Source organism: Paraburkholderia polaris (assembly GCF_012927345.1).
GTDB classification, from domain to species: Bacteria; Pseudomonadota; Gammaproteobacteria; order Burkholderiales; family Burkholderiaceae; genus Paraburkholderia; species Paraburkholderia polaris.
In genome coordinates this window covers 76,665-99,123 of sequence record NZ_JABBGJ010000022.1, presented here as the reverse complement: position 1 = coordinate 99,123, position 22,459 = coordinate 76,665, and the positions used below count along the sequence as shown (strand labels likewise).

General features: G+C 62.8%; 19 protein-coding genes. 13 read left to right on the top strand and 6 right to left on the bottom strand.

Going from position 1 to position 22,459, the window contains the following annotated elements; all coding sequences use genetic code 11:
* Positions 1-86 precede the first annotated feature (86 nt).
* The 3 genes from HHL24_RS21120 to HHL24_RS21110 form a co-directional block, all read right to left on the bottom strand.
* Positions 87-803 (bottom strand): DUF2968 domain-containing protein, encoded by a 717-nt coding sequence (locus tag HHL24_RS21120; RefSeq protein WP_169487354.1) that lies wholly within the window; start codon positions 801-803, stop codon positions 87-89.
* A gap of 615 nt (positions 804-1,418) precedes the next feature.
* The gene (locus tag HHL24_RS21115; RefSeq protein WP_169487353.1) at positions 1,419-2,924 is read right to left on the bottom strand and encodes a gamma-glutamyl-gamma-aminobutyrate hydrolase family protein; all 1,506 of its coding nucleotides are present in this window, start codon (positions 2,922-2,924) and stop codon (positions 1,419-1,421) included.
* A 128-nt stretch (positions 2,925-3,052) separates the two neighbouring features.
* Positions 3,053-4,810 (bottom strand): cation:proton antiporter, encoded by a 1,758-nt coding sequence (locus HHL24_RS21110; RefSeq protein ID WP_169487352.1) that lies wholly within the window; start codon positions 4,808-4,810, stop codon positions 3,053-3,055.
* Positions 4,811-5,031: 221 nt separating this feature from the next.
* Between HHL24_RS21110 and HHL24_RS21105 the strand changes: the two genes are divergently transcribed.
* The 10 genes from HHL24_RS21105 to guaD all read left to right on the top strand — a co-directional run bounded on the left by HHL24_RS21105 (position 5,032) and on the right by guaD (position 18,179).
* Positions 5,032-5,721: a DUF2848 domain-containing protein gene (locus HHL24_RS21105; RefSeq protein WP_169487351.1), complete on the top strand. Its 690-nt coding sequence runs from the start codon at positions 5,032-5,034 to the stop codon at positions 5,719-5,721.
* 7 nt (positions 5,722-5,728) lie between these two features.
* Positions 5,729-7,081, top strand: a complete 1,353-nt coding sequence (locus HHL24_RS21100; protein ID WP_169487350.1) for an MFS transporter — start codon at positions 5,729-5,731, stop codon at positions 7,079-7,081.
* A 240-nt stretch (positions 7,082-7,321) separates the two neighbouring features.
* Positions 7,322-8,002, top strand: a complete 681-nt coding sequence (locus HHL24_RS21095) for a GntR family transcriptional regulator (protein WP_169487349.1) — start codon at positions 7,322-7,324, stop codon at positions 8,000-8,002.
* 96 nt (positions 8,003-8,098) lie between these two features.
* Entirely contained in the window at positions 8,099-9,478 is a 1,380-nt protein-coding gene (locus HHL24_RS21090) for an amidase (protein WP_169487348.1), read from the top strand.
* Between the two features lie 122 nt (positions 9,479-9,600).
* Positions 9,601-10,110 (top strand): disulfide bond formation protein B, encoded by a 510-nt coding sequence (locus tag HHL24_RS21085; RefSeq protein ID WP_169487347.1) that lies wholly within the window; start codon positions 9,601-9,603, stop codon positions 10,108-10,110.
* A 324-nt stretch (positions 10,111-10,434) separates the two neighbouring features.
* Positions 10,435-11,982: a xanthine dehydrogenase small subunit gene (gene xdhA, locus HHL24_RS21080; RefSeq protein ID WP_206002957.1), complete on the top strand. Its 1,548-nt coding sequence runs from the start codon at positions 10,435-10,437 to the stop codon at positions 11,980-11,982.
* On the top strand, positions 11,982-14,435 hold the full coding sequence (xdhB, locus tag HHL24_RS21075) for a xanthine dehydrogenase molybdopterin binding subunit (protein ID WP_169487345.1): 2,454 nt from the start codon (positions 11,982-11,984) through the stop codon (positions 14,433-14,435). The genes xdhA and xdhB overlap by 1 nt, the downstream gene beginning before the upstream one ends.
* A gap of 127 nt (positions 14,436-14,562) precedes the next feature.
* Positions 14,563-15,576 (top strand): xanthine dehydrogenase accessory protein XdhC, encoded by a 1,014-nt coding sequence (xdhC, locus tag HHL24_RS21070; RefSeq protein ID WP_169487344.1) that lies wholly within the window; start codon positions 14,563-14,565, stop codon positions 15,574-15,576.
* 96 nt (positions 15,577-15,672) lie between these two features.
* The gene (locus tag HHL24_RS21065; protein WP_169487343.1) at positions 15,673-16,725 is read left to right on the top strand and encodes an adenosine deaminase; all 1,053 of its coding nucleotides are present in this window, start codon (positions 15,673-15,675) and stop codon (positions 16,723-16,725) included.
* 107 nt (positions 16,726-16,832) lie between these two features.
* Positions 16,833-18,179, top strand: a complete 1,347-nt coding sequence (gene guaD, locus HHL24_RS21060; protein ID WP_169487342.1) for a guanine deaminase — start codon at positions 16,833-16,835, stop codon at positions 18,177-18,179.
* Here guaD and HHL24_RS21055 read toward each other — a convergent pair.
* Positions 18,143-18,310 carry a hypothetical protein gene (locus HHL24_RS21055; RefSeq protein ID WP_169487341.1) on the bottom strand — a complete coding sequence of 56 codons (168 nt, stop codon included), beginning with the start codon at positions 18,308-18,310 and terminating at the stop codon, positions 18,143-18,145. The two genes, guaD and HHL24_RS21055, sit on opposite strands and share 37 nt — an antisense overlap.
* Before the next feature lie 196 nt (positions 18,311-18,506).
* Between HHL24_RS21055 and HHL24_RS21050 the strand changes: the two genes are divergently transcribed.
* On the top strand, positions 18,507-18,800 hold the full coding sequence (locus tag HHL24_RS21050) for a DUF3857 domain-containing protein (protein ID WP_169487340.1): 294 nt from the start codon (positions 18,507-18,509) through the stop codon (positions 18,798-18,800).
* Positions 18,790-19,725 (top strand): DUF3857 domain-containing protein, encoded by a 936-nt coding sequence (locus HHL24_RS21045; protein ID WP_230417522.1) that lies wholly within the window; start codon positions 18,790-18,792, stop codon positions 19,723-19,725. Before HHL24_RS21050 ends, HHL24_RS21045 begins: the two co-directional genes overlap by 11 nt.
* A 43-nt stretch (positions 19,726-19,768) precedes the next feature.
* Here HHL24_RS21045 and HHL24_RS21040 read toward each other — a convergent pair whose 3' ends face one another.
* Positions 19,769-21,022, bottom strand: a complete 1,254-nt coding sequence (locus HHL24_RS21040) for an NAD(P)/FAD-dependent oxidoreductase (protein WP_169487338.1) — start codon at positions 21,020-21,022, stop codon at positions 19,769-19,771.
* A 122-nt stretch (positions 21,023-21,144) separates the two neighbouring features.
* Between HHL24_RS21040 and HHL24_RS21035 the strand changes: the two genes are divergently transcribed.
* Positions 21,145-21,873, top strand: a complete 729-nt coding sequence (locus HHL24_RS21035) for a class I SAM-dependent methyltransferase (protein WP_169487337.1) — start codon at positions 21,145-21,147, stop codon at positions 21,871-21,873.
* 105 nt (positions 21,874-21,978) lie between these two features.
* On the opposite strand, the gene HHL24_RS21030 is transcribed toward HHL24_RS21035, so the two are convergent.
* Positions 21,979-22,422: an excinuclease ABC subunit A gene (locus tag HHL24_RS21030; RefSeq protein WP_169487336.1), complete on the bottom strand. Its 444-nt coding sequence runs from the start codon at positions 22,420-22,422 to the stop codon at positions 21,979-21,981.
* Positions 22,423-22,459: the final 37 nt, after the last annotated feature.

The following is a 22,459-nucleotide window of genomic DNA, read 5'->3' as shown; positions in this document are numbered from 1 at the left end:
CAAAACCCCACGCTCCGAAAAACGTGGGGTTGGTCGTCAGTCTGAGCCCGGCCGCGAAAATTGCCGGGTTTTTTACACTCGTACGCCTACTTCTGTGTTGGCAATCCGAACTCGGTCTGGCGCTGCAACTGCATCACTTCGCCCTGCACCTGACGCAACTGCGCCTGCGCCTTTTCCTTTTCCGCGTGCAACGCAACCGCCTCGCCTTGCGTCTGGCGCTGATAGTCGTTGACCTTGGCCTGCTGCGTGCGCGCGACGTCGAGATCGGCCTGCAGCCGCTTGGCGCGATCTTCCGACATGGCGATGATGTCTTCGATATACGCCTTCTGCGCCTGCAACTGCGTGCGGCGAATCTCGACGTTCGCGAGTTGCGCGGTCTGCTGGACGAAGCCGGCGTAGACCGCTTCTGCACGGCCTACGTCCTCCGACTTGATCACGCGCCAGAAATGCTTGTCCTGAAAGAGCGCGACGTAATACGTCATTTCTTGCGGGTAGAAAAACAGACTCGCGCCGTAACTGCCGTTATACGTGGTGCGCAATTCGCTCAGCTTCGCGTCGTGAATCATCTGCATCAGTTCGGCAACATTGCCTTGCGCATCGCCGGCGGTAGCCGACGTGCTTGATGCCGCACTGCGCAGCGCAGCGGCGACCGGTTGCGGCGTTAGCGTGTTCATGGCCGGCCGCGTGCCGACCCGAGGGGCGGCCTCGTCGCTTTGCGCTGCCAGCACGAAACCACCATGCTGCAACAGCGCACACGAGGTCGCGAGCAGCATGGCGCGCCGTACTATTAAGGGATACTTCATACGTGCATGCTCCATGCAAATCCAAAACAGCCGTAGATTATCGCGCGGATTAGCCGTTAAGCGAAGCATTCAGGTGTCGCACTGACGGACTTTAAATCGAGATAAATCGATAACGAATGATTTGGCCGGATGGACGCGCCAGTCGCGAAATAAAAGATTTCGGATAAGACAAAAACGCAACAATCTGACTCATGCGGACGTTTCCTAATCTGCGTAGCGTTCGCAAGAATCCAACATCAAGCAGAGCAACAATATGGAGATAGGTAACCCGATGAATAGATCGCTCGACCTGCGTGAAATCCATTTCGCACAAGACCGATGAAGTGAAGACCGCATAAGATCCGTCAGAGACATCGCCCAGCGAATTTTCGAGCGACCTGCGTATCCCGGTCGACAATCACTCGTCATCCTGACTATCTTGATAACACGCCGCTAATGACCGGCGAACAACTAGTTGACGCCCGGACAGAAAAGCGAAGATGAAGGGAAAGCGGCGTGAGAAAAACAGGCGCACGAGGCGCGCCGCCGAGCATGGCGGCAACGCCTCGCAAGAATCGGGTTTGAAAGACCGGACCCGAAGGCGCGGCTTAAAGACGCAGCCTTAAAACCGCAGCTTCAAAACCGTGTTTCGCGCGCCACCCGTAGGAAGGTATCGAGCAACGGCGTGCAATCGAGCAACTCCGGACCGCCCGCGCGATGAAACTCGGGGTGCCACTGCACGCCCATCACGAACGGTGCACGCCGATAGCGCACGGCCTCGATGATGCCGTCCGACGCCGACACGGCCTCGATATTCAGATCGCGGCCGAGCGTCTTGACCGCCTGATGGTGAATCGAGTTGACGATTGCCTCGCGCCGGCCCGGAAACATATTGGCCAGGGTCGAGCCGTCCGGGAAATGAATGCTGTGCCGATGCTGATCGTAGTGCTCGTTGACGTGCGCGCCGGCCGTCGGCACTTCGGTGGCAATGTCCTGGTACAGGGTGCCGCCAAACGCCACGTTGATCAACTGGCAGCCGCGGCATACGCCCAGCACCGGCTTGCCCGACTCGATGAACTCATGCAGCAGTTCAAGTTCGTACATGTCGCGCACGCGGTCGCCCGGCCACTCGGGGTTCGTCGCCTGTTCCGCGTATGACTGCGGCGAGACGTCCGCGCCGCCCTGCAGCAGCAGACCGTCAAGATGCTTCGCATAGTCGCGCAAACGGATATTGCTCGGGTGCAGCATGCCCTGATGGCCGACTGTCGGAATCATGAACACCAGCACGTCGCGCGACATCACCCAGTGCGCAATCGATTCCTCGAGGTATTGCAGCGTCTTGCCCCGCAGCCCCTTCGCGCCCGGCTCCGGGTGGAAGATGCGCGCCGACACGCCGATGCGCAGCGTGCGCTGCGTGATCCTTTGGCCCGCGCGGTCGAACAGTTGACGCGCGCGCGCCGCGATAATGCGGCCGAACACCGTCCACGCCGAATCGCTTTGCTTCAGATAGCGCGGCGGCGACGGTGGCAACGCGTTCGGCGGCGGTGGGTTCGATGCAGTGAAGTCAGGCGCGGCGCCGAAACCCGGCGGCGGCGAGCCGGCCGGGCGAGTGGCAGCGGCTGCTTCTGCCGCTTTTTCCATGAGGGCTGCCTCGTCAGCCGGCACGCTCAATTCGCCGGCGAGCGGTCCACTGCTTTCGAGCGTAGCCGGACGCGAAGCTTGACCTTCGGCGGCATGTCCCGCTTTAGCTGCGTCGCGCTCATGAACCGCGGCCTCCTGCTGTGCAGTCGACTCAGCCGCCGACCTGCGCGCTTCGGCCGCGTCGCGTTGCCGCGCCGTTTGTGGATCGGTGGGCGTGACAGTGGACGCGCTGTCAGGGTCGTCGGTCGAGGACCTCACCGCGGCCTCCTCCGCAGCCTCCTCGACAGCCGGCGATGCAGCCGACGGCGTCACCACGTCCTTGATCGGGGACTGGATGGAATCTTCATGGGAGAGCGGTAGCGTGGCCGCCGGCTCAGGCGGCAAGATGTCAGGTTTCGACGCGCCAGGCGTTGCGCCGGACGGCGTTGAGGGCGACGGCGTCCCCGAAGGCGACGATGGGCTGCCGGGCTTGCCGGCGTTTTCAGGTTTGTTTTCGCTCATGACAGTCAGACAGGCGCCTTCCACGCGAACGAATGAATATGCCCTGATTATCCGCTAGCGCGGCAAGCCCGGCAAACCCGCACACAATTGCTCACATTGTTGCGGGCCAAGGCGCTGGGCCGTCCAACTTAAGGATCCGGCTGTTCTTCGAAAGTTTCGCGCAGTGCGATCTGCATCGCCGCATGGATTTTCACGCACCAGCGCCAGACCAGCGCCAGCAGCAGCGCGGCGCAAACCAGCACCACGGTCAGGAGGCCCGTGGGCGGCAAGATGCTGCTGGAGAGCGCCGCGACCAGCAAAAACACGCCGACCATCGAGACCACCGGCACCAGGTCGGAGATCGCGTAACGGATCGCACGGGTGAAGCGCCCCGCTGTCGCCGGCTGCACACTCACCTCGGCAAGCAACAGCGCGAGCGACTTGGTCTTGCGATAGACCGCCACCAGGAACGGCATCGACAGCACCAGCGCGATGCTCCACAGCACCACACGCTGCATCGGCTCCGAAGCCATCCAGTGCGCGAGCAAAGTGCTGGTGTACGGGGCGCTATACGACACGATCAGGAAGATCGCCGCGACCAGCGCGAGATTGACTGCAATCTGCAAAATGATCCGCCGCGTCATGCTGAACAGCGTCGGCTCGCCGGTTCCGGTGCTCAAACTGCGCAGCCACTGCCCGTACATGCCGAACACGTTGGCGAGCGTGCGCGGCATCGCCTGCCCGAGGCGCTGCGTCAGCGGATCGGCGGCGCGAATCAGGTAAGGCGTGAAAAGCGTGGTCAAGGCGGAGACGGCTACCGCGATCGGATACAGAAACGCGCTCGTCACCTTCAAGGTCAGGCCGAGCGACGCGATGATGAACGAGAACTCGCCGATCTGCGAGACGGTCATGCCGACCCGCATCGCCGTGCGCCCGTCCTTGCCGGCGAGAAAAGTGCCGAGCCCGCACGAAACGATCTTGCCGACGATCACCGCCACTGTAATCACCGCAATCGGCCACGCGTAGTCGACCAGCACGGCCGGGTTCAGCATCAGGCCGATCGTCACGAAGAAGATCGCGGAGAAAGCGTCTCGCAGTGGCGCAATCAGGTGCTCGATCCGGTGCAGATGGCGCGACTCGGCCATGATCGCGCCGATCAGGAAGGCGCCGAGCGCAATGCTGTAATCGAGCTTTACCACCAGCAGACAGAAGCCGAAGCAGAACCCGAGCACCGACACCAGCAGCATTTCGTCGCTTTTGGCACGGGCCACGTAGTTCAACGCGCGCGGCACGACCAGAATGCCCACCACCAACGACACCGTCATGAACAGCAGCAGCTTGCCGAGCGTCACCACGGCGACACCCGCGCTCAACTGCCCTGTCTGCGCAATGCCGGAGAGCAGCACCAGCATCGCAATGGCGAGAATGTCCTCGACGATCAGAATCCCGAACACCAGTTGCGCGAAGCTCTCGCGCTTGAGGCCCAACTCGGAGAGCGCCTTGACGATGATGGTCGTCGACGAGATCGCGAGAATCGCGCCGAGAAACAGCGAGTCCATCGGACTCCAGCCGAACGCGCTGCCGATCTCGTAACCGATCCACAGCATCAGCACGATTTCGGAAAGCGCCGCGACGATCGCCGTCGCGCCGACCTTGAACAACTTGCGCAGGCTGAATTCGAGCCCGAGCGAAAACATCAGGAACACCACGCCGAGTTCGCCGAGCGTCTGGATGGTCTGCTCGTCGTGGATCAGCTGGAACGGCGGCGTGTACGGCCCGATGATCACGCCCGCGGCGATGTAGCCCAGCACCACCGGCTGTTTCAGGCGATGGAACAGCACGGTGACGACGCCGGCAAGCGCCATCACGACCGCCAGATCCTGAATAAAGCCGATGCCATGATGCATGGATGCGTCCCTTACAAAAAGTAATGTCTCAAAAACGCAGTGTAACGCACGCGCCTATGCATCGAATCGGGCACCGAATCGCGCAAACGTCAGAAGGGCGTGGGATTGGCCGGATCACGAGCCTCACGGGCGGGACCGTCGACCCGAAATTTTTTTGACACGCTGGACACCTGTGAAATATCACAATAATATTTGCCGCATATCTTCTTGGGAGTCGAGTGATGCAGCAGGTGTCTTTCAACGTGGTAGATCGTTCCGGCGACAGTCGCGCCGATATCGTCGAAGTGAATCGTCTGACGATCGCCGGCTGGGCCGGGCGCGACCCGGCGGCGATCGAGCATCACATCGCCGAACTGGCCGAACTCGGTGTGAAGCGGCCGTCGGCCACGCCCTGCTTCTACCGCCTCGGCGCGGAACTGCTGACGCAGGCCGAACAGATCGACGTGGTCGGCGTGAAGTCCAGCGGTGAAGCCGAGTGCGTGCTGGTGCGCTCCAAGGCGGGTTTGCTCGTGACCGTCGGCTCCGACCATACCGACCGCGAAGTCGAGGCCTACGGCGTCACCGTCTCCAAACAGGTCTGCCCGAAGCCGGTCGCACGCGACGCCTGGCGTTTCGACGATGTGGCCGGCCACTGGGACCAGCTTGAACTGCGTGCTTTCGCAGTGACAAACAATGGTGAGCGGCGTGTCTACCAGCAGGGCAGCGTCGCCTCGCTGCTGCCGGCCGCCGATCTGCTGGAACGCGCGCCCGTCGCAGATGGCGCCGCGATGTTCTGCGGCACGCTAGCCGTACAAGGCGGCATCGTCGGCATGGCCGACGGCGACGCGCTCGAACTCGAACTACACGACCCCATCCTGAACCGCACGCTGCGGCACGCCTACCGCGTGCGCGCGCTACCTATCGTCGAATGAGGCACCCATGAATCCCCCTTCGCTATCCGCCAACGCCGACGCGTCTTCCGACGCGTGGCTCGAAGCCGCCGCCCTGCGCAAGATCACCTGGCGCATCATGCCGTTCCTGTTTCTCGTCTACGTGTTGTCTTACCTGGACCGCGTCAACATCGGTTACGCGAAGCTGCAGTTCACCGGCGACCTCGGCCTCTCGAACGCGGCGTACGGACTCGGCGCGGGGATCTTTTTCTTCGGCTATTTCGTGTTCGAAGTGCCGAGCAATCTGCTGCTGAAGAAGTTCGGGGCGCGCGCCACCATCGCCCGCATCACGATGCTGTGGGGACTGCTGTCGTGTCTGATGATGTTCGTGCGCTCGGAAACGATGTTCTATGTGCTGCGCTTTTTCCTCGGCGTCGCCGAGGCCGGGTTGGTGCCGGGCGTGGTGCTGTATCTGACCTTCTGGTTTCCGTCCGACCGGCGCGCGCGGATGGTCGCCGTCTTCATGGCGGCAATTCCGGTCGCGGGCATCATCGGCGCGCCGTTGTCGGGCTTTCTGATGTCGGCGCTGCATGACGCGCACGGCTTGCGCGGCTGGCAGTGGATGTTCCTGATCGAAGGCATTCCGTCGATCCTCGCCGGCTTCTGGGCGCTCGCCGTGTTGCGCAACACGCCCGCCGAAGCCGCCTGGCTCACCGACGACGAAAAACGCGTGATTCTCAGCCGCCTCGCACGCGAAAACACGGCGGCTGCCGCTGCCGGCGCCGAGCATAGTCTGGCTGTTGCATTGCGCTCGGGCCGCTTCTGGCTGCTGACACTGATCTACTTCTGCCTCATCACCGGCAATGCGGGCTTCTCATTCTGGCTGCCGCAGATCGTCAAAGACCTCGGCGTCACCAACCTCGTCACGAACGGCTTCGTCACCGCGATTCCCTACCTTGCGGCGGGCATCGGCATGATTCTGATCGGCCGCTCGTCGGATATCACAGGCGAACGGCGCTGGCACTACGCCGTGTGCTGCTTCATCGGCGCGGCGGGCCTGCTCGGCAGCGCCTCGGTGACCAATTCGATTCCGCTCGCCGTCACCGGTTTGTCGATCGCCTATATTGGCATTCTGGCGGGCTTCGGCATCTTCTGGTCGATGTCCACCACGTTCCTGCAAGGCACTGCAGCCGTTGCCGGCATCGCCGTGATCAACTCGATTGCGAATCTGGCCGGTTATGTGAGCCCCTACGTGCTCGGCATCGTCAAGGACGCAACGCATAGCGTGACCTTCGGGCTGGTGCTGATCGCGGGGGCGTTGATCGTCGGCGGCTTGGTCACATTGATGATGCCGCGAGTCAAGGTGCAGCACGCCGCGGCGGCGACGCCGAGGAGCGCCTGACACGCGGTGATTGCCGTAATTTCTGTGATTTCCGTGATTTCTGTGATTTCTGTGATTTCTGTGATTTCTGTGATTTCTGTGATTTCTGTGATTTCTGTGATTTCCGTAATTTCTGTGATTTCCGTGACGTGAGGACGACGCGTCACGCACAGACCGCGCCGGTGAGCAACCTCCCGCCAGGCGCCGTCCGCGCAAAACCTTGCTCTACAATGCGGACGACACCGCCCGCTCCCTCTTCACATGACGCTTTTGCAGACTGCCCGCCGTTCCAGTACCCCCCGCGAGACCGCCACGGCGAGTCTCGCTGAACAGGCCTATGCCTTCGTCAAGCGCGAGATCATTACGATGCGCCTGCGGCCGAGCGAGGTACTCAACGAAGCGGAATTGATAGTGCTGACCGGCATCGGCAGAACGCCGGTTCATCAGGCGCTGCACCGGCTAGTGCACGAAGGCATGCTCACCATCATGCCGAGAAAGGGCATCATGGTCCGCCCGGTTTCGCTCGACGATGTGCTGGCAATCATCGACGTGCGGCTCGTCAACGAAAGCTACTGTGTCGAACTGGCCGCGCGCCACGCGCAGCAGCACGATTTCGACGCCATGCAGGCGTTGCTCGACCGCTCGAAGATCTGTGTCGCCGCGCACGATATTGAAGGCATGATGGATATCGACCGCGAGTTTCATCTGGCGATTTCGGCGGCGTCGCGCAATCCGGTGCTGGCCGACATCCTACGGGGGCTGCATGAACGCTCGCTGCGCTTCTGGTTCATTTCACTGTCCGAGCCGCATCATCTCGAAGACGTCCACGAAGAACATCTGGAACTGTTTCGCCTGCTGCGCGAACGCGATGCCGAAGGCGCCCGTCAATCGGTGCAAAAGCATATCGAAGCGTTCCGCGCGACCTTATTCAACCGGATTTGACTGACCCCGAACGCGGGCCCGACTGCCCAGTCAGTGGGGACCCGCCACAAAGTGATCTCAAGCTAACCGCGCATCTAACCGGATTCTCCCGACACCATGGCCACTGAATTCACGCCCTTCCCGCCGCTAGCCCAGCTTGCCGCCGACCTCGCTGCCGGCCGCACCACGAGCCGCACGCTCGTCGAAACCGCGCTCGAACGAATCGCCGATCCGGCCGGCCAGGGCGCGGTCGCCTTCATGCACGTCGACGCCGACAGCGCCCGCGCCGCCGCCGATGCGCACGACCGCCTGCGCGCCGCCGGCACCGTCCTCTCGCCGCTCGCCGGCATTCCGGTGTCGGTCAAAGACCTGTTCGACATCGAAGGTCAGACAACTCGCGCCGGTTCCGTGGCGCTGGCCGATGCGCCCGCCGCCAAAGAGGACGCGGTCGCGGTCGCGCGCCTGAAACGGGCGGGCGCGGTGATCGTCGGGCGTACCAATATGAGCGAGTTTGCGTTTTCCGGACTCGGCTTGAACCCGCACTACGGGCATCCGCTGTCGCCGTATCAGCGCGGCGTGAAGGGCGATGAGCGGATTTCGGGCGGTTCGTCGTCGGGCGCGGCGGCGTCGGTCGCGGACGGCATGGCAGCCATCGCGCTCGGCACCGACACCGGCGGCTCGATCCGCATCCCGGCGGCGCTGTGCGGCCTGACCGGCTTCAAGCCGACCGCCGACCGCATCCCGAAACAAGGCGGCGTGCCGCTCTCTCCGACGCTCGACTCGTTCGGGCCGATCGGCGTCTCGGTCGCGTGCTGCGCGCTGGTCGACCGCATGCTGGCTGGGCTTGAGCCACGCATTCCGGCAGCCCGGCCGCTCGAAGGCGTGCGCCTTGGCGTATTGACCAATTTCGTGACCGACGGCGTCGAACCAGCGGTCGCCGCCGCGATCGACACGGCGCTCAAGCATCTGGAAGCGGCTGGCGCGATCGTCACCGAAGTGCGCTTCGCGCCGCTCGACCGTCTGCCCGAGATCAACCGCTTCGGCTTTGCGCCGATCGAGGCGTATGCGTGGCACCGTCCGCTGCTGGAAAAGCACCGCGAGCAGTACGATCCGCGCGTGCTGGTGCGCATCCTGAAGGGCCAACCCGCGAGCGCCGCCGACTATCTGGACCTGCTCGCCGAGCGCCAGGCCATGCTCGACGAAGCCGCGCGCACGCTGTGGCAGCGTTTCGACGCGGTCGTCGCGCCCACCGTGCCGGTGGTGCCGCCGCGCGTGGCCGATCTGATCCACGACGACGACGCCTTTGGCCGCACCAATGCGTTGATCCTGCGCAATCCGAGCGCGTTCAACTTCCTCGACACCTGCGCGCTGTCGCTGCCCTGCCATCTGCGCGGCGACGCGCCGGTCGGTCTGATGCTGGCAGGCGCGCCGCACGCCGACGACGCCTTGCTGGCCATCGGCCGCGGCGCCGAAGCGGTGCTCAAAGCAATTCGCTGATCGGGACCTAATAAGAGGCCGAGCGGGATTGCGACTTAAATGCGCGATAAGCGCCAGGGCGGGGGTTCGCGCTAGAATCGCGGGCACCCCGCCCTTTCCGTTTCCAGACAGCCACACGATCCATGAATAACGACAATGCGATGCTGCGCCGCGAGCGCTCCCTGCTGGTTCTGCTTGGCCTGATCTGCGTCGGCCTCGTCGCCGGCGCGCTGTATCTGCAATACGGGTTGCATGAAGACCCCTGCCCGCTGTGCATCATCCAGCGCTATTTCTTCCTGCTGATCGCGATTTTTGCGTTCCTCGGCGCGCGCTTCAACAGCTGGCGCGGCGTACGGCTGCTGGAAGTGCTGGCGGCCATATCGGCATTGGGCGGCATCGTGACCGCCGCGCGGCACGTGTATGTTCAGGCGAATCCGGGCTTCAGCTGCGGTTTCGACGCGCTGCAGCCGGTAGTCGACAGCTTGCCGCCCGCGCACTGGCTGCCGGGCGTCTTCAAGGTCGCCGGGCTCTGCGAGACGACCTATCCGCCGATTCTGGGCCTGTCGCTGCCGATGTGGTCACTGGTTGCTTTCGTAGTGGCTTACGTGCCGCTGGCGCTGAGCCTGGTTAAGAATCGCCGCCGGATCGCCTGATCTGCGCTGCCGGTCGATCTGACTGAATCGACGCCGGCCTTCGAACCGTCTTTTATGACGGGTTGAAGGCCGGCGTTTTCACGTCGGTACCCCGTCCCTCAAGGCTTTGCGCCACCCACCCCGCCCCACGCAACTTCCTGGCACGGCGCGAATCGTACTTATCACATGACAGCTTCCGAATAAGCTTCATGCGAGTTGGGAAATCTTTTCGGGACAAGGTAATGCTATCTTCGGAACTGGATGGCGATCTACGTGCGCGAGGCCGGCTTTGGCGCGACCCCATGCGTAACGCGCGCCCGGTCCGCACTGTCTTTCGGATTCGCCATGACAACGCAAACCATCCGCTTTTATCACCAGGGGTCCGTCCGTGAGGTCGCGGGCGTCCCGGCGTCGCGCACCGTGCTTCAGCACCTGCGCGAGGATCTGCATTGCACGGGCACCAAAGAAGGCTGCGCGGAAGGTGACTGCGGCGCCTGCACGGTTGTGATCGGTGAACTGGATGCGCAAGGCGGCGTCGCGCTGAAAGCGGTCAACGCCTGTATTCAGTTCCTGCCGACGCTGGACGGCAAAGCCCTCTTCACCGTCGAAGACCTGCGCGCCGCCGACGGCGCCCTGCACCCCGTGCAACAGGCCATGGTCGATTGCCACGGCTCGCAGTGCGGTTTCTGCACCCCCGGCTTCGTGATGTCGATGTGGGCGCTGTACGAAAACCAGCCGGCTGCCGCCGGCCTGCCCACCCGCGATGAAATCAACGCCGCACTGTCCGGCAATTTATGCCGCTGCACCGGTTACCGGCCGATTGTCGACGCGTCGCAGAAAATGTTCGACTACCCGCAATACCCACGCGTGACGCTGGACCGCAAGGCGGTCGCCGACAAACTGCGCGAGATCCGACGCCGTGACACCTTCGAGTACAGCGCGCCCGATACGCGCGGCGCCGCGTTCGGCTCGCCCACTTTCCATGCACCGGTCACGCTCGATGCGTTCGCCAGACTGCGCGCCGAGCATCCGCAGGCACGCCTGCTGGCCGGCAGCACCGACGTCGGCCTGTGGGTCACCAAGCAGTTCCGCGATCTCGGCGACATTCTGTACATCGGCAACGTCGCCGAATTGAAGGCGATCGAACGCGACGCGCAGACGCTGACAATCGGCGCCGCAGTCACGCTCGAAGACGCCTACGCGGCGCTCGCCGTCGATTACCCAGAACTGGCCGAGTTGTGGACGCGCTTCGCGTCGCTGCCGATCCGCAATGCCGGCACGCTCGGCGGCAACGTCGCAAACGGCTCGCCGATCGGCGATTCGATGCCGGCGCTGCTCGCGCTAGGCGCCGAAGTCGTGCTGCGCCACGGCGCCAAAACCCGCGCGCTGAAGCTCGACGCGTTCTACCTCGGCTATCAGAAAACCGCGCTCGCGGCCGGCGAATTCGTCGCGGCGCTGCGTGTGCCGCGTCCGGCGCGCGATCTGCGCTTCCGCACCTACAAAGTGTCGAAGCGCTACGATCAGGACATCTCCGCGGTGTGCGCCGCGTTCGCGCTGCACCTCGGCGAAAACGGTGCGATCAGGGAAGCCCGCATCGCGTTCGGCGGCATGGCCGCGACGCCGAAACGGGCTGCGCAAACCGAAGCCGTGCTGAACGGCGCAACATGGAACGAAAGCACCGCGCGGCAAGCGATGAACGCACTCGTCGCCGATTACCAGCCGCTCACCGACATGCGCGCCTCGAGCGCCTATCGACTGAAGGTGGCGCGCAACCTGCTGTGGCGCTTCCACCTCGAAACGCGCGATGACGCGCCGCTCGCCCTCTTCGACGTGAATGCGTTCGCGTACGAAGCCGGCGTGCCGGACGCGGCCGTTGCGAAGGAGTCGTCGTGATGAACCGGACCGATGCTTTCGTCGAACATGCTGGAACACACGCCGCCGCTCAGGAAAGCGAGACGGCGATTGGCGTGTCATTGCCGCACGAATCCGCCACCCTGCATGTGAGCGGGGAAGCCACCTACACCGATGACGTCCCCGAATTGCAAGGCACGCTGCACGCCGCCCTTGGGCTGTCGCGGCACGCGCACGCGCGGATCGTGTCGCTCGATCTGGACACCGTCAGAAAAGCGCCTGGCGTGATCGCGGTGCTGACCGCCGAAGACATCCCCGGCGAGAACAACTGCGGCCCGGTGCTGCACGACGATCCGATTCTCGCCGTCGACGAAGTGCTGTATCTCGGCCAACCGGTGTTCGCGGTGATCGCCGAAAGTCACGAGCTCGCGCGGCGCGCCGCAGCGCTGGCCAAAAGCGACGACGTCGTGCGATATGAACCGCTTGAAGTCGTCCTCACGCCTGCCGAAGCGAAGGCTAACAAGCAGTTCGTCCTGCCGCCGCTGCATCTGAAACGCGGCGAACCCGATGCGAAAATCGCCGCTGCGCCGCATAAAATGCGCGGCACGTTCGAAGTCGGCGGCCAGGAACAGTTTTATCTCGAAGGGCAGATCGCTTACGCCGTGCCGAAGGAAATGGACGGCATGCTCGTCTACAGTTCGACGCAGCATCCGAGCGAAATGCAGCAGGTGGTCGCGCATATGCTCGACTGGCCGGCGCACAACGTCGTGTGCGAATGCCGGCGGATGGGTGGCGGCTTCGGCGGCAAGGAATCGCAATCGGCGGTGTTCGCGTGCGTGGCGTCGTTGGCGGCGAAACTGCTGCGCCGGCCGGTCAAACTGCGCGCCGATCGTGACGACGATTTCATGATCACCGGTAAGCGCCACGACGCGGTCTACGAGTACGAAGCGGGCTTCGACGATAGCGGCCGCATTCTCGGCGCGCGCGTTGAAATCGCCTTGAGAGCCGGCTATTCCGCTGACTTGTCCGGTGCGGTCGCAACCCGTGCTGTCTGTCACTTCGACAACGCGTATTACCTGTCCGACGTCGACATCGTCGCGCTGTGCTGCAAGACGAATACGCAATCGAACACCGCGTTTCGCGGCTTTGGCGGCCCGCAAGGCGCGCTGGTGATGGAAGTGATGCTCGACAGCATCGCGCGTCAATTGAAGTGCGATCCGCTCGATGTGCGGCTCGCCAACTACTACGGTATCGGCGAACGCGACACGACGCCGTACGGACAACGCGTCGAAGACAACATCATCGCGCCTCTAACCGACGCGTTGCTGGAAACCAGCGACTACCGTGCGCGCCGCGCAGCGATCGCCGAGTTCAATGCAAAAAGTCCGGTGCTCAAACGCGGCCTCGCGTTCTCGCCGGTGAAGTTCGGCATCTCGTTCAACGTGCCGTTTCTGAATCAGGCCGGCGCTCTGGTGCATGTGTACAAAGACGGTTCGGTGCTCGTCAATCACGGCGGCACCGAAATGGGCCAGGGGCTGAATACGAAGGTCGCACAGGTCGTCGCGAATCAGCTCGGCTTGCCGCTTTCGCGCGTGCGCGTGACGGCGACCGATACGTCGAAGATCGCCAACACCTCGGCGACCGCAGCATCCACCGGCAGCGACCTGAACGGCAAAGCCGCCGAAGCCGCCGCGCGGACCATTCGCGTCAGGCTCGCAGAACTCGCCGCGAAGCAACTCGGCGGCACTGCCGACGCGGTGGAATTCGCCAACAGTGAAGTGTCGGTGAACGGCGGTGCGATGCCATTCGAGCAACTGGTCGCCGCAGCGTATCTGGCGCGTGTGCAGTTGTGGTCGGACGGATTCTATACGACGCCGAAAGTACATTGGGATGCGAAAACGCTGACCGGTCACCCGTTCTATTACTTTGCGTACGGCGCGGCGGTGTCGGAAGTGGTGATCGACACGCTGACGGGCGAATGGAAACTGGTGCGCGCGGACGTGTTGCACGACGCCGGTCAGTCGATCAATCCGGCGATCGATATCGGGCAGGTGGAAGGCGGCTTCATTCAGGGCATGGGCTGGCTCACCACGGAAGAATTGTGGTGGAACCGCGATGGCCGCCTGATGACGCACGCGCCGTCGACGTACAAGATTCCTGCGGTGAGCGATACACCCGCGGCGTTCAACGTGCAGCTTTATCAGAATCAGAACGCCGAGCCGACCGTGTTTCATTCGAAGGCCGTGGGCGAGCCGCCTTTGCTATTGCCGTTTTCGGTGTTCCTCGCGATTCGTGACGCGATCGCGGCTGCGGTGCCGGACGCGGAGAATGCGCCGCAATTGCGCGCGCCGGCGACGCCCGAAGCGATTCTCGACGCGCTGGACGCGTTGCAATCGCCTGGTACGACGACGCAACCCGCGACAGAACAACCGGCGGAACAACCGACGGAAGCGGCCGTCACAGTCACAGCCACATCCGCCGGCACGCCCGTTTAGCAACTTGACGAAACGTTGAACAACGCTAAGCAACTTTAAGCACAGGCCCGACGCGACACGAACGCGTCCCGCCACACTCAACCGGCCGCACGGACACCCCGCGCGGCCACGTATGGAGAACCGCCGGATGCAAGCCTGGCTACCTGACCTGCAACAACTGCTCGCGCACGGCGACGCCGCCGTGCTGGTGACGGTCGCACGCGTCGAAGGGTCGGCGCCCCGCGAAGCCGGCACCAAGATGATCGTCACGCGCGATTCGGCCAAACACACGATCGGCGGCGGACACCTCGAATGGAAAGCCATCGAGACCGCGCGCCAGGTGTTGCGCGACGGGATGCGCTCGCCGCACATGCGCCGCCTCGAACGCTTCGCGCTTGGACCCAGTCTCGGCCAATGCTGCGGCGGCGCCGTGATTCTCGCCTTTGAGCGCCTCGACATTGGGGACCTCGGCTGGATCACGTCGCTCGCGAAACGCGTGGCAGCAGGTCTTTCGACGGTGCGTAGCGTATCATTCGGCTCCGCACCGGATGCGGTGATGCTGTCCGACCCCGAACCGGGCGTCGATGCCTCTGACTGCCTGCTGTGGGACGGCGCAGGTTTCGACGACAGCGGCGCGCTGCTCACCGAAACCATCGCACCAGGCGACTTCCAGGTCGTACTGTTTGGCGCCGGTCACGTGGGCGCGGCGCTGGTTCGCGTGCTGGCCACGCTGCCTTGCACGGTCCGCTGGGTCGACGAGCGCGACGCGCAGTTTCCGCCCGCGGAAACGCTGCATGCGCCGAACGTGAAGATCGATCCGAACGACGCACCCGACGAGGCCATCGACCAGGCCGCGCCGCACACGTACTTCATCGTCATGACGCACAACCATGCGCTCGATCTCGAGCTGGCCGAGCGCATTCTGAGGCGTGGCGATTTCGCGTTCTTCGGCATGATCGGCTCGCACAGCAAGCGCAAGCAATTCGAACATCGGCTGGCCGCGCGCGGCATCGATCCGTCGCAGATTGCGCGGATGAAGTGCCCGCTCGGCGTCGACGGTATCGTCGACAAGTCGCCGGAGATCATTGCGATCTCGGCGGCCGCCCAGGTGTTGCAGGCCGTGGAGGCGAATGCGGGCGCGCATGCGGCGCAGACGGTCTGATTTGCCGCACAATCGACCTGCCGCCCCACAGCGATTGCATCCTGTCCTGCATCCCGCATCCGGCGCGAACCGACTCCAACGAACTCCTGACCGACCATGACTACAACGACCACCACCCCTACGCCACTCGTCGAGAAAACCGCTCGCGCACCGAAGGCCGAGCTGCACATCCATATCGAAGGCTCGCTCGAACCCGAGCTGATCTTCGCGCTCGCCGAACGCAACGGCGTGAAGCTTGCGTACGACTCGATCGAAGCCTTGCGCGCCGCGTACGCGTTCACCGATCTGCAATCGTTCCTCGACATCTATTACGCCGGCGCGAGCGTGCTGCTGCACGAGCAGGACTTCTACGACATGACGGCGGCGTATGTCGAACGCTGCCTCGCTGACAACGTGATCCACAGCGAAATCTTCTTCGATCCGCAGACGCATACGGAACGTGGCGTGCCGATCGCAACCGTCGTAGCCGGTATCGAACGCGCGCTCGCCGATGCGGAAAAGCGCGGCATGTCGAGCAAACTGATTCTGTGCTTCCTGCGCCATCTGTCGGAAGAAGACGCGCTCGCCACGTTTGAAGAAGCGCGGCCGCTGTTCGAGCAATACAAGCATCGCCTGATCGGCGTGGGTCTCGATTCGTCCGAGCGTGGTCATCCGCCGTCGAAGTTCGAACGCGTATTCGCCCAGGCACGCGCGCTCGGTCTGAAGCTGGTCGCACATGCGGGCGAAGAAGGGCCGCCGTCGTATATCTACGAAGCGCTCGATCTGCTGAAGGTGGATCGCGTCGACCACGGCGTGCGCAGCATCGAAGATCCCGCACTCGTCACGCGCCTCGCCGATACGCGCGTCGCGCTAACCGTGTGCCCACTGTCGAACCTCAAGCTCTGCGTGTTCGACGACCTGACCAAACACACATTGAAGGACCTGCTCGATCGCGGCGTCGCCGTCACGGTGAATTCCGACGATCCGGCTTATTTCGGTGGTTACGTGAACGCCAACTATTTCGCCACTATCGACGCGTTGAAGCTCAACGATGCCGAGGTCTACACGATCATCCGCAACAGCTTCGAAGCGTCGTTCGTCACGCCCGAGCAACGCAGCGAACTGATCGCGAAGCTCGACGCGCACTGGCATCCAGGCGGCCCGCACTGACGGGCCAATGAATAGCAGCCGGCGGCGGCACGGGTTCGTTTCAGAACCAGAATCAAGCCGTCGTCTGCGCTGTTTAGCTCCTCACAAATACGGAGACGGTTTTTCTCATGACTCAATCGGCACAATCAGCATTCCGGGCGCAACTGCTGACCTTCAATGGCGATCCTGCGCAATCGCCCAACGCGGCGGTCTTCAACGAGGACGGCTTGCTGATCGTCGAAGACGGCCATGTCGTCGCAGCGGGCGCGTATGCCGCGCTCGCGTCGCAACTCGCACCGGGCACCCAGGTGCAGGAGATGCGCGACAAGCTGATCGTGCCGGGTTTCATCGATACGCACATTCATTATCCGCAGACCGACATGATCGCCTCGCCGGCGCCAGGTCTCCTGCCGTGGCTCGACACGTATACCTTCCCGACCGAGCGGCGCTTCGCCGATCCGGCGTATGCGCGCGATACGGCGAGCTTCTTCGTCGAAGAACTGCTGGCTTGCGGCACGACCACTGCGCTCGTGTATTGCACGGTCCACAAGGAATCGGCCGACGCCCTCTTCACCGAAAGTGAAGCGCGCAATCTGCGCATGGTGGCCGGCAAGGTGTTGATGGACCGCAACTGCCCCGAGTTTCTGCGCGACACCGCGCAATCGGGCTATGACGACAGCGCCGAGTTGATCGGCCGCTGGCACAACCGTGGCCGTCAGATGTACGCACTCACGCCGCGTTTCGCGCCGACCTCGACCGAAGCGCAACTCGAAGCGTGCGGCGTGCTGGCGGGCAAGCATCCGGACATCTTTATTCAGAGCCACGTCGCCGAAAATACCGACGAGGTGAAATGGGTCGCCGATCTGTTCCCGGGACACCGCAGCTACCTGGACATCTACGATCACTACGGCCTGCTGCGTCGCCGCGCGGTGTACGGCCATTGCATCTACCTCGACGAGGAAGACCGCAAGCGCATGGCGCAAACCGGCACAGTCGCCTCGCACTGCCCGACCTCGAACCTGTTCCTCGGCAGCGGCCTGTTCGACTTCGACAAAGCCGACGAAGCCGGCATGCCGATCGCGCTGGCCACCGACGTCGGCGGCGGCACCTCGTTCTCGATGCTGCAAACCATGAATGAAGCGCACAAGGTCGCGCGGCTGACCGGCCATCATCTGACGGCCACGCGTATGTTCTATCTGGCCACTGCGGGTGCGGCCGAAGCGCTCGATCTGGCGGACAAGGTCGGCACGTTGAAGCCGAAGTCGGAGGCCGACTTCGTCGTCCTCGATCCGCAAGCCACGCCGCTGCTCGCGCGCCGTACCGCACGCACCGAATCGCTCGAAGAACTGCTGTTCGCGTTCGCACTGCTCGGCGACGACCGCGCGATCTACGAAACGTATGCCGCGGGCAAGCGCGTGCATCGTCGCGACGACGTGCGTCAGCATGCGCCGCGTACGGCGAAGATCGCGGCTTGATCCTCTAATTGCTCAGCCGACGCTTGAGTTAATCCAGCCGGGTAGTTGAAAAAAAACGGCGCTTCTCGAAAGAAGCCCGCAGGCTGCTGACCAACCCCACGCTTCTCGGAGCGTGGGGTTTTGTTTTTCATTCTTTGCCTCCGCTTATCGCAGAAGATCCGTTCTGAACTGCGAGCGCCACCCTTGGCTGAATCGATGCAAAAGATCCACTGATGCAAGGCCCCCCATCGTCAAACTCGCAACGGGCGGAGTGTCGCAGCGTGGTTTTTCATTAGTGGGTTCACGTACCATCGCAAGCTCGAATTACGCTCCTCAATCGCAAAACTTATGAACACGGCAAACTTTCGGCCAAACGTAATCCGCGTTCTCGAAAACATTGCATACGATGTTTGCGAAGACGGCACCTACACGAAGGAAGTAATTGAGCGTATCCGTATCGAGACAGATCAGGGGGTACGCCAGTGCAGCCAAATATCGCTGAGCTACAGCAGCTCTCTGGAAGATCTGACGGTGATACGCGCCTGCACGATTACGAGTGACGGTCGTCGTATCGACGTTTCGCCTGACGACGTCATCGAGCAGCAAAGCTGCCGAGAGCGCCCATGCGCCAATGTTCGATGACAATAAGGTCAAAGTGATTGTCTTTCCTGGCGTCGGAATTGGATCTACGCTGACGTTGCATTATCAGAGAATACAAAGAAAACCATTGTTTCCTGGGCATTTCTTTGTGCTTGAGTATTTCAGCGACGGAGAGTTTAGGGAGTCGGTGCAATTGACGATTCGGGCGCCGCTATCCATGAATCTGCATGTCGACGCAGTCCATTTGCCCGGCGGACTAGTGGCGTCGGATCAGCCCGGCGCGCAGCTTTGGAAATGGTCGCTGGCGAACTGCCACGCACGCCAGCCGGAAATGTCGTCAGTGAGCGATGTCGACTACAGTCCGCGTATCGCAGTCAGTACATTTGTGGATTTCGCGGCCGTGGGTAAAGCGTATCTCGAACGCGCCGCCCCGATGGCGCGGATTACGCCCGCCATCCAGGCGCTTGCCGACAAACTCACGCGTGACGTGGAGGACCGCAGGCAGCAAGCCGAAATTCTGTATAACTGGATCAGCACGCACGTGCGGTACGTAGCCGTTCACCTTGGCATTGGAAGCGTCGTGCCGCACAGTGCCGACGCCGTTCTGACCGCTGTTTACGGCGATTGCAAGGACCACGTGACTCTGTTCGAGGCGTTGCTGGCTGCTAAGGGCATCAAAAGCGCCCCGGTCCTTGTCAATTCAAACAGCATCTACTGGCTTCCGGAAGTCGCGTTACCTGTTGGTGTGTTCGATCACGCCATTACGTATCTTCCCGAGTTCGCAATGTTTGTCGACTCTACGGACGGCGAGCCCGCAGTGCTCGGGGGCGTGTCGTTGTCGATCGCGCCCGGCGAATCCGTGGCGCTCGTCGGCCCGCCTGGTTGCGGCAAGACGACGCTCGTCGGAGATATAGGCGACGCTGCGGATGCCGGCACGCGCTGGTCGACGAACTGCGGCGCTTCTTGAATGAAGCGCCGCTTTTATTTGCTCATGCCGTTCAATGTGCCGCTCAACGATGCGTACACACATCATGCAACGCATTCAGTCGCCGCACCGGATCGGCGACGTAGGGATTCGATTCATCCCACGCGTAACCCGCCAGCACCGCGCTGATCATGCGACGAATCGACGGCGTCTGGTCCGGATAGAAAATGATGTCCTGCAGCTCGCCCGTGTACCAGCGTTCGACAAAGGCGCGGAACGTATCGATCCCCTTGCGCAACGGCACGTCGTAAGCCGCTGACCAATCGACCTGTTCGCCATCCAGTTGCCGGTTCAAGGTCTGCACCGCGAGATGCGCCGAGCGCAACGCAATCGTCACACCGGACGAGAACACCGGATCGAGAAATTCGCCCGCATTGCCGAGCAACGCATAGCCCGGTCCATGCAAACGCTCGACATTCGCCGCGTAGCCGCCGATGTGGCGCACCGGCATCAGAAACGGCGCCTTGCCGATCAACGGCCCGAGTGTCGGCTCCTGCTGGATCAACGCGCGAAGTTTCGCGTCACGTTCCGCTTCCGGCACATCGAGGAAACTGGCCTCGGCGACACAACCCACCGACGAACGGCCGCCCGCCAGCGGAATCATCCAGAACCACACGTCGCGGCGCTCCGGGTGCGTCGCCACGCAGATCTTGTTGCGGTCGGTCGCGCCAGCCGGAATGCCGTCCTGCACATGCGTGAAGATCGCGGCACGTGTCGGCATGCGCGTGGGCGCTTCAAGGTTCAGCAAGCGTGGCAGCACGCGGCCGAATCCGCTTGCGTCAAATACGAAGTGCGCCTCCACTTCATAGGCGTTATCCGCTTCGTCGATCACGTCGAGCACCGGCTTGTGGCCGCTCTCGCCCGTCTGCATCGCGCGGACCGTATGGCCGAAGCGCACCTCGGCGCCCTGCTCCGCCGCGCAGCGAATCAGAATGTCGTCGAACACCGCGCGCTCGACCTGGTACGTGGTGCCCCAACCCGGCGAATGCTTGTCGCGGAAGTCGAACGCCGACGACTGGCCACGGTGAACGAAATGCGCGCCGTTCTTGTACTGGAAACCGGCTTCGACCACCGCCTGCAGCATGCCCGCCTCTTCGAGGTAGGCCATGCTTTGCGGCAGCAGACTCTCGCCGATCGAGAAGCGCGGGAAATGCTGGCGCTCGAGCACCAGCACAGAGCGGCCTGCTTTGCGCAATAGCGCCGCTGCGACCGCGCCTGCCGGACCCGCGCCGATGATCCCTACGTCGACGGTCATGCGCTTTGACGAATGTGTACTCAAGGTTGCCTCAATCGTTTGCTTGCCTGGAACAGCGATACGCTGCATCCTTACTTCTCGTTACAATTACGCGTATCTCAGCGAGAACACCCAGCAAGAACAATATTCCGTCGGGGGAGCCCAGCGTGTCGCCATCCGAAACATCCAGTGTGCCTTTCGTGCCGGAAACGGCCTTCGGGATCTGGTTCCTGCGTACCTATACATGGGAACATCATGTTTTACGGGTCGCGATCAACGACCTCAAACGCCTGATCGATGCGCCCTTGCCTGCCGCGCCGGTCATCGTTGACGTCGGCTGCGGGCAGGGCATTTCGTTCCACCTGCTCGCCGACGCGTTCAAGCCGCACCGCATTGTCGGTGTCGATTATCACGAGCCATCGCTGACGCTTGCCGCTAATGCAGCCCACGCCTGCTGCGACAAGCTCGCCGATATCGAAGTGCTGCAAGGCGACTGCGCGCAACTGCCGCTGCCCGATGCCAGCGCCGACATCGTGTTCTGCCATCAAACCTTCCACCATCTCGTCGAGCAGGACCGCGCGCTCGCCGAATTCCGCCGCGTGCTCAAACCGGGCGGCATCCTGCTGTTCGCCGAATCCACCGACGCGTACATCAAATCGTGGGTGATCCGGCTGCTGTTCCGTCATCCCATGCACGTGCAGAAAAGCGCCGACGGCTACCTCGACATGATCCGCCACGGCGGTTTCCGCTTCGATCAGCACAACGTCTCGCTGCCGTATCTCTGGTGGAGCCGCGCGAAAGACTTCGGCCTGCTCGAACGCCTCGGCCTGACCCACCCGCAGCCTGGCAAACGTCGTGAGACGCTTGTCAATGTCGCGGCGACCAAGACGGACTAAATCTTGCCAAGGCGGTGGCGCACCACCGCCCTGTTGCATCAACGCGCGCTTATTGGCGCACTGATTGGTGCGCTTACTTGCTTACCTGGGCGACTGATTGCGTGCTTACTTGCGCAGCGTCACCACATCGCCTTTCAGTGCCACACCCGCAATCACCGCACCCGCACCACACGTGAACTCCGTCGCGCTCTCACGCACTTCGTTCTTGTAGTTGCTCTTGATGTTGATCACCGCGTTGCCGCCTTCCTTGCGCGCGCGCTCCTGCAACTCGATCACGGCCGAGAGGAACACGTGCTGGCACGCTTCCAGGTCGCTCTTGCCGAAGGCGTTGGTCTTCTTGTTGGTCGCGAATTCGCCCATCGTTTTCACCACGGCCGGATGCGGCTGGCCCGCGAAATACAGCGCGACGTCGTCACCGACCTTGCCCGGTTCGCTTTGCAGCGCCGGCGCGACGGGATAGTTGGCGACCGTGTCGCGGGCAAAAGCCTGCGTGGCGCTCAGCGTGGCGAGCGAAGCGAACAGTGCGGCAAACAGCAGATTGCGTTTCATTGAGACTCCTTGGTGATTGTTGTTGCTTTAATGAGTT